This is a genomic window from Achromobacter sp. ISS7, assembly GCF_056523125.1.
Genome location: NZ_JAWRZD010000001.1, coordinates 6,856,385 through 6,868,528, shown reverse-complemented (window position 1 = coordinate 6,868,528; position 12,144 = coordinate 6,856,385). Strand labels below are relative to the sequence as shown.

12 protein-coding genes and 2 tRNA genes are annotated in these 12,144 nt (G+C 67.0%); 5 read left to right on the top strand and 9 right to left on the bottom strand.

Features of this window, described 5'->3' with window-relative positions; translation table 11 throughout:
* Positions 1-10: 10 nt before the first annotated feature.
* The 3 genes from AC1HFW_RS31280 to AC1HFW_RS31270 all read right to left on the bottom strand — a co-directional run bounded on the left by AC1HFW_RS31280 (position 11) and on the right by AC1HFW_RS31270 (position 2,021).
* The gene (locus tag AC1HFW_RS31280; RefSeq protein WP_061072255.1) at positions 11-499 is read right to left on the bottom strand and encodes a hypothetical protein; all 489 of its coding nucleotides are present in this window, start codon (positions 497-499) and stop codon (positions 11-13) included.
* 109 nt (positions 500-608) lie between these two features.
* Positions 609-1,223 carry a hypothetical protein gene (locus AC1HFW_RS31275; protein WP_006393324.1) on the bottom strand — a complete coding sequence of 205 codons (615 nt, stop codon included), beginning with the start codon at positions 1,221-1,223 and terminating at the stop codon, positions 609-611.
* A gap of 198 nt (positions 1,224-1,421) precedes the next feature.
* On the bottom strand, positions 1,422-2,021 hold the full coding sequence (locus AC1HFW_RS31270; protein ID WP_198485353.1) for a nitroreductase family protein: 600 nt from the start codon (positions 2,019-2,021) through the stop codon (positions 1,422-1,424).
* Between the two features lie 372 nt (positions 2,022-2,393).
* On the opposite strand from AC1HFW_RS31270, the gene AC1HFW_RS31265 reads away from it, so the two are divergent.
* Entirely contained in the window at positions 2,394-3,209 is an 816-nt protein-coding gene (locus tag AC1HFW_RS31265; RefSeq protein ID WP_479286391.1) for an aminotransferase class IV family protein, read from the top strand.
* Between the two features lie 50 nt (positions 3,210-3,259).
* Here the strand turns inward: AC1HFW_RS31265 and AC1HFW_RS31260 are convergent, their stop codons facing one another.
* On the bottom strand, positions 3,260-4,903 hold the full coding sequence (locus tag AC1HFW_RS31260) for a methyl-accepting chemotaxis protein (protein WP_479286390.1): 1,644 nt from the start codon (positions 4,901-4,903) through the stop codon (positions 3,260-3,262).
* A 302-nt stretch (positions 4,904-5,205) separates the two neighbouring features.
* On the opposite strand from AC1HFW_RS31260, the gene AC1HFW_RS31255 reads away from it, so the two are divergent.
* Positions 5,206-5,511, top strand: a complete 306-nt coding sequence (locus AC1HFW_RS31255) for a hypothetical protein (protein ID WP_479286389.1) — start codon at positions 5,206-5,208, stop codon at positions 5,509-5,511.
* A gap of 147 nt (positions 5,512-5,658) precedes the next feature.
* On the opposite strand, the gene AC1HFW_RS31250 is transcribed toward AC1HFW_RS31255, so the two are convergent.
* Entirely contained in the window at positions 5,659-7,758 is a 2,100-nt protein-coding gene (locus tag AC1HFW_RS31250; RefSeq protein ID WP_479286387.1) for a PhoX family protein, read from the bottom strand.
* Positions 7,759-7,983: 225 nt separating this feature from the next.
* A tRNA-Leu gene (locus tag AC1HFW_RS31245) sits at positions 7,984-8,068 on the bottom strand.
* A 366-nt stretch (positions 8,069-8,434) separates the two neighbouring features.
* Between AC1HFW_RS31245 and AC1HFW_RS31240 the strand changes: the two genes are divergently transcribed.
* Positions 8,435-8,614: a hypothetical protein gene (locus AC1HFW_RS31240; protein ID WP_054479589.1), complete on the top strand. Its 180-nt coding sequence runs from the start codon at positions 8,435-8,437 to the stop codon at positions 8,612-8,614.
* 91 nt (positions 8,615-8,705) lie between these two features.
* On the opposite strand, the gene secG is transcribed toward AC1HFW_RS31240, so the two are convergent.
* The 3 genes from secG to AC1HFW_RS31225 all read right to left on the bottom strand — a co-directional run bounded on the left by secG (position 8,706) and on the right by AC1HFW_RS31225 (position 11,074).
* Complete coding sequence (secG, locus tag AC1HFW_RS31235; protein WP_006393306.1) at positions 8,706-9,200, bottom strand: preprotein translocase subunit SecG; 495 nt, start codon at positions 9,198-9,200, stop codon at positions 8,706-8,708.
* Between the two features lie 21 nt (positions 9,201-9,221).
* Positions 9,222-9,968, bottom strand: a complete 747-nt coding sequence (gene tpiA, locus AC1HFW_RS31230; RefSeq protein ID WP_479286385.1) for a triose-phosphate isomerase — start codon at positions 9,966-9,968, stop codon at positions 9,222-9,224.
* Between the two features lie 128 nt (positions 9,969-10,096).
* The gene (locus tag AC1HFW_RS31225; protein ID WP_116520985.1) at positions 10,097-11,074 is read right to left on the bottom strand and encodes an NAD(P)H-quinone oxidoreductase; all 978 of its coding nucleotides are present in this window, start codon (positions 11,072-11,074) and stop codon (positions 10,097-10,099) included.
* Positions 11,075-11,194: 120 nt separating this feature from the next.
* Between AC1HFW_RS31225 and AC1HFW_RS31220 the strand changes: the two genes are divergently transcribed.
* A tRNA-Ser gene (locus AC1HFW_RS31220) sits at positions 11,195-11,284 on the top strand.
* Positions 11,285-11,506: 222 nt separating this feature from the next.
* A complete protein-coding gene (locus tag AC1HFW_RS31215) occupies positions 11,507-12,139 on the top strand; it encodes a class I SAM-dependent methyltransferase (protein ID WP_479286384.1) in 633 nt (210 codons plus the stop codon).
* Positions 12,140-12,144 lie beyond the last annotated feature (5 nt).

Here is a 12,144-nt window from a genome sequence, read left to right as displayed (position 1 = left end):
TTATGAAGGTTCAACCATCGATAATGGCGGTCTGCCCCGTCGGACTGACCGTGATCAGTTTGTCGGCATAGACCTCGATAAATGCATACTGGCCGCCCCGCGCCAATGCGCGCGCGCGATCCATGCCGTTCGGCACGGGCTGGCCACGCCGGAAATGCTGAATGATGCTGCCGGTGCGGTCGAGGGTATGGACCTCGAAATCATCGCCCAGGAAACACTTGGCCAATATTCCGATCGGCAGGTTGTCGATATGGATATCGGGAAACTCCTGGCGCAGCGCTTCCATCAACGCTTCGGTGGCGGCCACGCTGTGCACGTGCCCGCCGGCATCCAGGCGGGTCATCGCTTCGACATACGCGCTTGAACGCTTCTGGCGCAGACGCGCCTGCAATTCAGCGCCGGCCAGCCGCGTCCTCGGGCCCGCGGGCGCCGCATCGACCCGCAGGGCCGCGGCGACCTCGGTTTGCGGGGGTTTCACTCCCAGGATGAAACGAGCCATGGCTACCGACGAAACCGGTGAGGTTTCGTCCCTGAAATCGTAAAGAGGTGAATCTTATACCGATCTCCGTTCCATTCAGATTAATGACAGCGCATCGCGCGCCAAAAAATCAGGCTGCATCCACATAATTCGGTTTGCCGCCCAGGAACTTCAGCAATTCCTCGGGCTGGCTGACCTGCGCCAGCGGAATGAAATACACCTCGTCCGGCACGTCCTGGCGCTGCACCGGAATGATCTGCAGATAATCCGGCGTCAGCGCCATCAGTTCGATCTTGTCGTTTTCATATTCGGATTCGAAATGGCTGCCATTCTGGTCCAGCACGAAGCGGTCCGGATAGAAGCGCGCCGATCCCTTCAGGCTCGCGGCGCCCTTGAAAATGGTCTTGCGGATCATGCGCTTGAGCACCCATTTCGGCGTCGGCTGGCCATTGCCCAGGCCCTTGATGATGCGGCGGGTCTTGGCGGCGGCGATGAAGCTCAGCGCCATCAGCAGCATCACGCTGGCGAAGACCGCGGTGTGCGCGCCGACCTTGCCGGTGGTCAGCTTCTCGATGCCGACGATGACGATGGACGCCAGGAACGACCCGTGGCGTATCCAGGTCCAGGTGCGCGTGGCCGCGTTGACCACATCGGCGGCGCGCTGGCGCTGCGCCAGCAGATGGGCTTCCAGCGTCTCGAGGGGCAGGTCGTAGTCGGCTTGGCTGATGGGTACGGCGTCGGTCACGGCAGGGCCTTCTTGGATACGGACAAAACCCCGGATTATGCCTGCCCGCCGTGCGCCCGGCCCCTGGCCCTGCCCGCGCACCCACGGCCCGCGGGTTTTCCCGTCCCGTGCCAGGGGGATACTCGCCATGAAAAAACCCGCAGGTCCCATGATGGGGACGTGCGGGTTTTTCGATCCGGGCGCCAGGCGCCCGCCGGATCAGCCGATCACGCGGAAGCGTTCGGCGTCGTCCATGAAGCCCTTGTCGCCGAAGCCGTTTTCGTTCGAGCCGAACGGCATCTGCGCGCGCAGCTTCCAGCTGGCGGGGATGTTCCACTCGCGCGCCACGGCGGCGTCGATCAGCGGGTTGTAGTGCTGCAGGCTGGCGCCCACGCCGGCGTTGGCCAGCGCGGTCCAGACCGACAGCTGGGCCATGCCGCCCGCCTGCTCCGACCACACGGGGAAGTTGTCGGCGTACAGCGCGAATTTCTCTTGCAGGCTGCGCACCACGTCCTGGTCTTCGAAGAACAGCACGGTGCCGACGCCAGCGGCAAAGCTCTTGAGCTTGGCTTCGGTCTTGTCGAAGCCTTCGGCCGGGGCGACCTTGCGCACTTCCTCGATGGCCAGGTTCCACAGCTTGTCGCTTTCAGCGCCAAACAGGACCACGGCACGCGAGCTCTGCGAATTGAACGACGAGGGGCTGTGCTTGATCGCTTCCTGGATCAGGGACGCCAGTTCCTCTTTCGAGGCGGACAGGTTGCGGCCCAGCGAATATTGCGTACGGCGCTTCTTCAGTGCGTCGAGGTATGCGTTGCTCATGAGGATATGCCTTTCGACTGGTAGATAGAGGGTAAGGAGTGAGCAAATTCTACTGGCCGATGCCGCGAGCGGCCACCTTTCCGGGCCATAAAACGGCGCTTTTTCCCGGAACAAACTGTTCCAGTTTTGTAGCGAATGGCTCTCGACACAGAGGATGGCGCATCGATTCGCCTGGCGCGCCTCGTGCCCTCAAGCCCCTTCCGCACCGCGTCGATCTTCAAGGCCTGCTTGAAGATCGGTTGAAAATCATTCGTTTCCCAGGCCCGCCGCGAACGGGGATAGTGCCTGCACCGAACAGGCCCTGCGCCTCGCCCCCGATCCTTCGCCCCCGCCGGCAATCCGCGGCGCGGCGGCCTTTCCTGGAGATTTCCCATGCCGGCAGACGCCGATTCCTTTGTCGTTCAACTAGATGGCCAGGCCGCCACCCAGGCGGACCTGGCGCCGCTGGCGTTCGCCGGCTACGCGCACTTCACGGCGCTGCAGGTGCGCGATCGCCGCGTGCGTGGCCTGGACCTGCACCTGCGGCGGTTGCGGACCGCCTCGCAAACCCTCTTCGGCCAGGCCTTGCCGGACGGGGAGATCCGCGCCCGCCTGCGCGCGGCGATCCAGGCCGGACCGGCCGACCAGTCGCTGACCGCCACGCTCTATTCACCCGCGGGCGAATTCACCGTGGCCGGCCCGGACGCGCGGCCGCGGGTATTGGTGCGCACCGGTCCGCCCGCTGGCGGGCCGGCCGGTCCGCTGGCGCTGGCCACGGTCGCGCACGAACGCCTGGTGCCGGCGATCAAGCACGTCGGCGAAGCCGCCAAGACCTATTACCTGCGGCAGGCCGCCGAGGCCGGCTACGACGATGTCGCGTTCGTCGACCGCCAGGGCCGCCTGAGCGAGGCGTCGATCTGGAACCTGGCGTTCTGGGATGGCGAAGCGGTGGTGTGGCCCGAGGCCGACATGCTCATCGGCACCACCATGGGCATGGTGCAACGGCAATTGGCGCGGATGGGCGTGCCGCAGCGAACCCGCCCGATCGCCCCCGCCGACGTCGCCGGACTGCAAGGCGCGGCGGTCATGAACTCGTGGACGCCGGGCATCGCGGTCAGCCGGGTGGCCGACATCGCCCTGCCCCCGGCGCACGCCTTCATCGAACAGCTGCACCGCGCCTACCAGGCCGAGCCGCTGGCAGACGTGTAGCGCGCCCGGCCAGGCATCGTTGCCGCCACGCGCCGGTGGCGGCGATGCAATCAGGCCGGCAACAGCCGTCCGTTGCCCGCGGGCGCGATACGCCCAACCGCCATGGCGCCCGCGCCGCCGACGCGGAACGCCGAGACCGCCTGCCGCAGGTCCGCGGCCTGCTCGCGCAGCGCCTCGGCGCCGGCCGAGGCTTCCTCGACGCGTTGCGCGTTCTTCTGCGTGTCCTCGTCCAGTTGCGCGATGACCCGCGCCACGTGCTCGATGCGCCCGGTCTGCTCGACCGAGGCCTGCACGATGCCGTGCATGGTCGCCGTGGTCTGGGTGATCGAGTCCAGGATCAGGTCCATGGTCTGCCCCGCGGCGCCGACGCGCTCGACGCCCTGGCGCACGGTTTCGGCCGACTGGCTGATCAGCGTGTTGATCTCCTTGGCCGCCGTGGCCGAGCGCTGCGCCAGCGAGCGCACTTCGCTCGCGACCACGGCGAAGCCCTTGCCCTGCTCGCCCGCCCGCGCCGCCTCGACCGCCGCGTTCAACGCCAGGATGTTGGTCTGGAACGCGATGCCTTCGATCACCGACGTGATCTCGGAAATCTGCGCCGACGCCTTCGACAGGTGCTCCATGGTGTCGACAACGGCATGCATGGTCTGGCTGCCCTGGCGCGCGGCGTCCATGGCCTGGCCCGCCATCACGCCGGCCTCTTGCGCCTCGTGCGCGTTGCGCTTGACCGCGCCGGTCAGTTCTTCCATCGAGTCCGCCGTCTGGCGCAGGGCGCGCGCCTCGTCGCTGGTGCGGGCCGACAGGTCGGCATTGCCTTCGGCCAGCTGCACGCTCACCACCGACACCGCGTCGGCATGCTGGCGCACGCCGCCAACCACCGAGGCCAGGTTGCGCTGCATCCCCGCCAAGGTAGCCAGGATGCTGCTCTCGTCACCCGGTTTGACCGCGATCGGGCTGGCCAGGTCGCCGGCGCTGACCGATTGCGCGATGCGCTTGAGCGCCGCCGGTTCCGCGCCCAGCGCGCGGGTGATACGGCGGGCGATCAGCCAGGCCAGGCCCGCGCCCAGCAGGATGGCCACGCCGGTCAAGGCCAGCATCAGCTGCTGGAAGTCGATCCCCACGCGCCGCGCCATGTCGCTCTGGTCCTTCATCAGGCGCTCTTCCAGGTCGATCATGCGGTTGATGGCCGCCAGCCACTGCACGAACAGCGGCCGCGCCTGGTCCAGCAAGGGCCGCGCCTGCGCCGCGTCGCCCCGCTCCAGCGCCGCCAGCAGGCGCTGCACCACGGGCAGCGTGCGCGCCTCGACGTCCTTGATGCCGGCCAGCGTCTCGCGTTCCTGGTCCGACACCTCGGCACCCTGGACGAACAGGGCATCCATCGGCACGGCCGCCTCGTCGTACTGGCGCTTCAGGCGCTCGATGTCGGCCACCAGCGCGCGCAGCTCGGCGGGATTGGCCAGCACGGCGTCGCGCAGCGCGATGGAACGGTCATGGACGCTGCCGCGGAAGGTGATGGCGTAGCGCTGCTTGACGCCATGACCTTCGTTGATGGCGCTGAGCGCGCCGTTCATGCGGTTCACCTGGGTGATGCCGACCACGGTCAGCAGCACCATCAGGCAGAGAACCACGGTGAATCCGAGCATGATCAGGCCGCCCGTGCTGCGCAGGGTGCGTGAGGGGGAATGGGAGTCCTGCATGAAACCTCCTGCGGCAGCCGGCCGGGCCGGGCAATGCCTATTTGATTAATTAAATATAACTATTAAATACGTATTGTTAATTATATATAACTATTGTTGCAAGGGAACACTCTCGTCCATGGCGTGAACGCCCTTGCTGCCGGCGGTGTACGTGCAGGGTGGACGAAGCAGATGGGGCGGATATTCCCGCCGGCGCGCGTGGCGAGCCCGCGAAGGCCGACACCTTCGATGCGGGACAGGCAGATTTCGGACTGGGCGCATCGATGTCAGACTAGACGCGTGCCCACCCGGAGATTCCCCCGATGCTGAAAGACCGACGATTCCAGATCTGGCTTGCCGTGTTCGCCGTCATCGTGGGCTGGCACATCGCCCTGCTCTGGCCCAGGAGCGCCGAGTATCCGTCCATCGGCGGCGGCGGCTACGATCTCTCGAACTTCGTCTACACGCTGACCTTGCTGGCGTTCACGGGGCTATGGTCGCTGATCGCGGTGCTCATCGGCATGGCGCGGCGCGATGCCCTGGCGGCCAGGCGCGCGAACTGGCTGGCGGCGGTGGGCGCGGTCACCTTCGTGCTGGCGGCCATCGCCTACGGCGGCCATCTGCGATAGCGGTAGCGCGGCTCGCACGCCATCCCCAGCCCCGCGGGCAGGCCTGGCACGCATAAAAAAGCCGGCGCACAAGGCGCCGGCCAATGCATCACACCGGTATCCGGCGGCCACGGGACGAGCCCGGGACCGCCGGCCGATCAGGCGGCATCAGGTGCCGACCGGGGTACCGTCCTGCTTCCAGATCACCACCGTGGCCGGACGCGGCCGGCTGGCGGTGGCGTCGTCGGGCCACTTCGAGGCCATCAGCGGATTGTTCTGCGCATCCGTCACGCTCGGGCCTTCGCCCGGGTGCTGGATGTTGATGAACAGGAACTTCTGGTCGGGCGTCCAGGTCAGGCCGGTCACTTCGCAACCGATCGGGCCGGTCATGAAGCGGCGGATCTCCTTGGTGGCCGGGTTGGCAACCAGCATCTGGTTGTTGCCCTGGCCGGCGTAGACGCCGGTGTTGGAGTAGTTGCCGTCCGTCTCGATCCACAGCAGGCCGCGCTTGTCGAAGGCCAGGCCGTCCGGGCTGTTGAAGGTGTTGTCCGCGGTGATGTTGGCCGAACCGCTGCGCAGGTCGGTGCGCGGATACAGCGTCGGGTTGCCGGCCAGCACGAAGATGTCCCACTCGAAGGTCAGCGACGCCGGATCGCCGTTCTTCTCGCGCCAGCGCACGATCTGGCCGTACTGGTTGCCGGTGCGGGGGTTGGCGTCGTTGGCGCCCGGATGCACGGGGCCGCCGGGATAGCGGGCGCTGCCGCTGCCGCGCGAGCTGTTGTTGGTCAGCGTGACGTAGGCTTCGCGGGTGGTCGGGTGGGTGGTGATCCACTCGGGCCGGTCCATCGGCGTCGCGCCCACCGCGTCGGCGGCCTGGCGCGTCTTGACCAGCAGTTCGCCCATGTCCTGGTTGAACAGCGCGCCCAGCGTGCCGCCGGCCTGCGCCGGCGTGTCGAGCTTGAGCGGGATCCATTCGCCCACGCCCATGGCATCGCCCTGCGCGGCGCCGTCCAGGAAACGCGCGACGTACAGCGTGCCCCGGTCCAGCAACAGGCGGTTCAGCGCCGGGCGAGCCGGATCGTACTTGCCGTCGGACACGAACTTGTAGATGTATTCGCTGACCTGGTCGTCGCCCATGTAGACCACCACGCGCTTGTCGTCGGCCAGCGTCATCGCGGCGTTCTCGTGCTTGAAGCGGCCCAGCGCGGTCAGCTTCTTGGGCGTGGAGTTCGGATCGAACGGATCGATCTCGACCACCCAGCCGCAGCGGTTGTATTCATTGGGCTCCTGCGCCCAGTTGAAGCGGTTGTCGTAGTGATCCCAGCGGTACGAGCTGCTGGAGGTCTTGCCCGAGCCCTTGTAGCGCTCCATGTGCGCCTGGTATTCGGCATCGGGGTAGTTCACCGTGGCCGGGTCGGCCGTGCCGACGCCGAAGTAATCGGTGAAGTTCTCTTCGCACGTCAGGTACGTGTTCCACAGCGTGTAGCCGTTGCCGCAGTTGCCGAAGGTACCGAAGCAGCGCGTGCCCGACGGGTCGGCGTTGGTGCGCACCAGACGGTTGCCCGCGGCGGGGCCCACCAGCTGCATGGCGACGTTGGCGTTGACGCTGCGGTTGAACGGCGAATCCAGCACCGCTTCCCACTTGCCGTTGGCCAGGCGCAGGTGGCGCACCGATACGCCGTGCGCGTGCTGCGATTTGCGCACCCAGTCCAGGTTCCACTGCGCGTTGCCGGGCTGCACGCCGACGGGGTAGAAGTATTCCGGCGTGGTGTATTCGTGGTTGGTGACCATCAGGCCTTCCACGCTGCTGCCGTTGACGCTGTCGCTGCCGTCGATCGGGAAGAAGTGCAGGCCGTCATGGTTGTAGCCCAGCTGGCGGGCCTGGTCGTCGCCGCCGTTGCTGGCGTCGGCCTTGAACGCCGGCGCGCCGGTGAAGAGCGGATCGCCCCAGCGGCTGATCACGGCGAACTGGTAGCCCTCGGGGACCACCACGGTGTCGGCGGTGCTGATGGGCACGGCCTTGAAATTGAGCTCGACCGGCTTGGCGGGCGTCTCGCCGCCCGGGTTGGTGCCCGGATTGCCATTGGACGAATCATCATCGTCATCGCCGCCACAGGCCGTCAGGCCCGCGCCCATGAAACCGACCGCGCCGGCGCCCAGGCCAGCCTTGAGGAAGCCGCGGCGCGACACCGCGCGTCGCACCACTTCGTTGAAATGCGGTGCCGTGGAGGGGTTGGACGGGATGTCGTCCTGGTCCGAAGAACTCATCAGTTTTCCTGTCATTGTCACTGTTGTTGACTGGCTCACCCGCGACCCAGCCTGCCGGCATGATCGCTGTCGAAGATGACGGGGCAATAACAGCTAAATGAAAGGTTTGATGCGGACGTGGAAATCGTTCCGCCCGAAGTCGCGCGCGGGCGACTGACGCGGCACAAGCGAAAGCAAAAGGCCCGCTGGAACTTGCGTTCCAGCGGGCCTTTTACGAGGAATTCCTGGTGCCGACGGCGAGACTCGAACTCGCACAGCTTTCGCCACTACCCCCTCAAGATAGCGTGTCTACCAATTTCACCACGTCGGCTAACTTTTGCCAGAAAAGCCATGCTTTCCTGGAAAGTCGAACATTCTATCACGCAATTGGCGCTTCGCGTCAATTCATGCCGCGCCACCGGACACCCACGCTACCCGGCATGCCATCGCCAGTCCTGACGTCCGCGCCGGCCGCCTTACCGCCTGGGCAACAAGCCCTTACAAGCCGCGCCGCGCCTGGCATCAATCTGTCATGTCGGCCGGCAATACTGGCGTCGCCGTGCGCACACCCGGGACCATTCCCGGGGAATTCCCCCCGGATATTCATATGAAAGGGAATTCGTTGGCGCGCATGCCTGGCCGGCTTACGATGCCAGCCATACACAACAGGGCCTCAGGCCCGTAGAAAGGCTCCACCATGCAACGTCTGATATCCCCGATCCTGACCCGCCGTCCCACACTGCTCGCCGGCCCGCGCAGCTCCCGCCGCTACGATGCCGTCGTGTCTCTGCGGGCCTACCGCGAAGCGCGCCAGCTGCGCGAATCCGCCGAGCGCATCCTCGCCGTCTCGGCGCGCCACATGCTGCCCGGCGCCTGAGCGCACTGCAGGCAAGACCCTCGGCGATCCAAGGCGGAACGCCATAGAAAAAGGCCGGCGATAGCCGGCCTTTTGCATGGGGTCGGGACGCTTACTTGGCGGGCGTCTCGGCCGGCTTGTCGCCAGCGGCGGGGGCCGGAGCCGACGGCACCGAGGCGTCCGGCTTGGCGGCCGGCGCCGAACCGGCGCCAGGAACCGACGAGGCGGCGCCCGGCACGGACGACGCGCCCGGCACCGACGATGCGCCGGCGCCTTGCGGGGCGGGCGCGGCGCCCGGCACCTGCGGCACGGAACGGTCGGCCGGGAAGTTCTGCATCACGCCGGACTCGACGGCCGGGCCGCTGGTGCCCTTGTGGCTGACGTAGGCCAAGCCGGCCGTGGAAGCGAAGAAGACCACCGCGGCCCACTTGGTGGCGCGCGACAGGAAGTTGGCCGCGCCGGTGGCGCCGAACAGGCTGCCCGACGAGCCGCTGCCGAAAGCGGACCCCATGTCGGCGCCTTTGCCCTGCTGCAGCAGGACCAGCACGATGATAGCCAGCGCCGAGATCACTTGGACGGCCAGCAGAAGTTTGAGCATCAAGGGCATTACAGACTCCGGAACGGAAACTTAGATGGCGGCGATTCGCAAAAATTCTTCGGCCACGAGCGACGCGCCGCCGACCAGGGCTCCGTCGATATCAGTCATGGCGAACAAACTGGCGGCATTGGCAGCTTTGACGCTGCCGCCGTACAAAACCTGCACCTGGGCCGCGCCCAGCGCGGCCAGGGCGGCGCGGATGGCGCCGTGGACTTCCTGCGCCTGCTCGGGGCTGGCGGTGCGGCCGGTGCCGATGGCCCAGACGGGCTCGTAGGCCAGCACCATGCGCGACACGGCCTCGGCGCCCAGCGCCAGCACCGGCTTGAGCTGGCGCTCGATCACGGCCAGCGTGTTACCGCCTTCGCGGTCGGCCAGGGACTCGCCCACGCAGACCACCGGGGTCAGGCCGGCGGCCAGGGCCGCGCGGGCCTTGTCGGCGACCATCTGGTCGGTTTCACCGTGCAGCACGCGGCGCTCGGAGTGGCCGGCCAGCGCATAGCGGCAGCCGAATTCCTTGAGCATGGCGCCCGAGACTTCGCCCGTGTAGGCTCCCTTGTCGTGGGCGCTGACGTCCTGCGCGCCCCAGGACACGGCGCTGCCGGTCAGGGCCGAGGCGGCCTGCGCCAGGTACGGAAACGGAACGCAGACGCCGATTTCACAATGGCTGGCGGCATCCGCGGCGCGCAGTTCGGTCAGCAACGCGGCGTTCTCGGCCAGGTTGCCGTGCATCTTCCAGTTGCCCAGCACGAGGCGGGAGCGGTGTTCGACTGAAGTCATGGCGCAAATGTCAGAGTGGGTGAACCCGGGGGAAAAGCACCCGCCCACGGGCTGGCCTGGAAATAATTCCAGGCGAAACCCGTGATTGTATCCTGTTGCGCGGCGCCGCGCCGAACACCGCGCGTTTCTTACATGGTCAGGATGATTTTGCCGATGTTCTCGCCGCTTTCCATCATGGCGTGGGCCTGGGCGGCCTGGGCCAGCGGGAAGGTGGCGTGCACGATCGGCTTGATGGCGCCCTGCTCCAGCAGCGGCCAGGCGTGCTCGCGCAGCGCCCGGGCGATGGCGCCCTTGAAGTCGACCGGACGCGGCCGCAGGGTCGAGCCGGTGATGGTCAGGCGGCGGCGCATGACCTGGCTGGTATCGACATTGGCCTGCGCCCCGCCCAGCTGGGCGATGATGACGATGCGGCCGTCGTCGGCCAGGCATTGCATGTCGCGGGCGATGTAGTCGCCGGCCACCATGTCCAGGATCACGTCGACGCCGCGGCCGCCGGTGGCGTCCTTCACTTCCTTGACGAAGTCCTGCGTCTTGTAATTGATGCCGCGCGTGGCGCCCAGGGCCTCGACCGCGCGGGCGCGGTCATCGCTGCCGACGGTGGCGTAGACCGTGTGGCCCATGGCGCGGGCCAGCTGGATGGCCGTGGTGCCGATGCCGCTGGCGCCGCCGTGGACCAGCAGGATCTCGCCATCGGCCAGGCGGCCGCGGTCGAACACGTTGCTCCAGACGGTGAAGTAGGTTTCCGGCAGGCCGGCCGCCTCGATGTCGGACAGGCCCTTGGGGATCGGCAGGCACTGCGCCGTCGGCGCGACGCAGTATTCGGCATAGCCGCCGCCCGCGACCAGGGCGCAGACCTTGTCGCCCACCGCGAAGCCGCTGCCGGCCAGGTCGCCGCCGACGATCTCGCCGGCCACTTCCAGGCCCGGCAGGTCGGACGCGCCGGGAGGCGGCGCGTAGTTGCCCTTGCGCTGGAACACGTCGGGGCGGTTGACGCCCGCGGCGCTGACCTTGATCAGGACTTCGCCCTTGCCAGCCTCGGGCGTGGGGCGTTCGGCGGGAACCAGGACCTCGGGGCCGCCCGGGCGGGAGATTTCTACAGCGTGCATCGCGTGCCTCCTTCGCAGCAAATGGATTATTATTGCGCCCTTTACGGCAAGTCGCGTTTTCGCCAGGTAGAGTGTTTGCCTGGCGGCCGGATTGCCGCTTGCGCAGTACATTGCGCATCAGGAAGCGTGGCAGAGTGGTCGATTGCACCGGTCTTGAAAACCGGCAAGGGGTTAAACCCTTCGTGGGTTCGAATCCCACCGCTTCCGCCAGAAGACCGCCCACAGCCCCCCAAATCCCCTCGGCTTGCCCACGTCGCCTGCTTGCGCCAGGCCGGGACGGCGCGCGTCCGTTCTCGCGCATGTGGCGCAAATATCATTAACACCTGAACAAGCCCTGAATAGAAACGATTTCGTCTACTATCTGGCGCATTCCGGGTGGCTCGCGGTGGCGAACCCGGTCAAGAACCGGCGACACAGCCAGGTGCGATCCGTATGCCCAAATTCAAAGACGCATTCAAGTCAGGCTTGTTCCGGCTGTCCCCCGCTTTGGCCGCGCGCTGCGGCGTGCAGTTTCCGCTGCGGGCGCCGAACCGGGCCTTCCTGGAACAGCAGATTTTCGACTATCTCAACCAGCAGGCGGACGGCCCGCAAGGCCCGGGGCGCTGCCTCTTCCTGGGCATGGGCGAATACACCTGGCACTATCCGCGGCTGCTGAAGCCGGAATTCCATTCGCTCGACATGGATCCGGAACAGGCCCGCTACGGCGTGCCTGGCCGCCACCTGACCGGCAGCGCCACCGAGATGGCGGCGCTCTACGAGCCGGGCTATTTCGACGTGGTGATCGCCAACGGCCTGATCGGCTACGGCCTGAACGAGCAGGCCGGCTACGAGCGCATGCTGGAGCAATGCCACGCCGTGCTCAAGCCCGGCGGCCTGCTCATCCTGGGCTACAACGACACGCCCGAACGCGCGCCCTTCCCCGTGCACATCGACGCGCTCGGCCTGTTCGCCCCCTTCGTGCCGCCGATCGCCGGCGTCGAACAGTCGCGCCATCCGATGCGCGACAAATACCACCACGTGTTCCTCTTCGCCCGCCGGCGGGAACGCGACGCCGTCGCGGCCTGAACAAG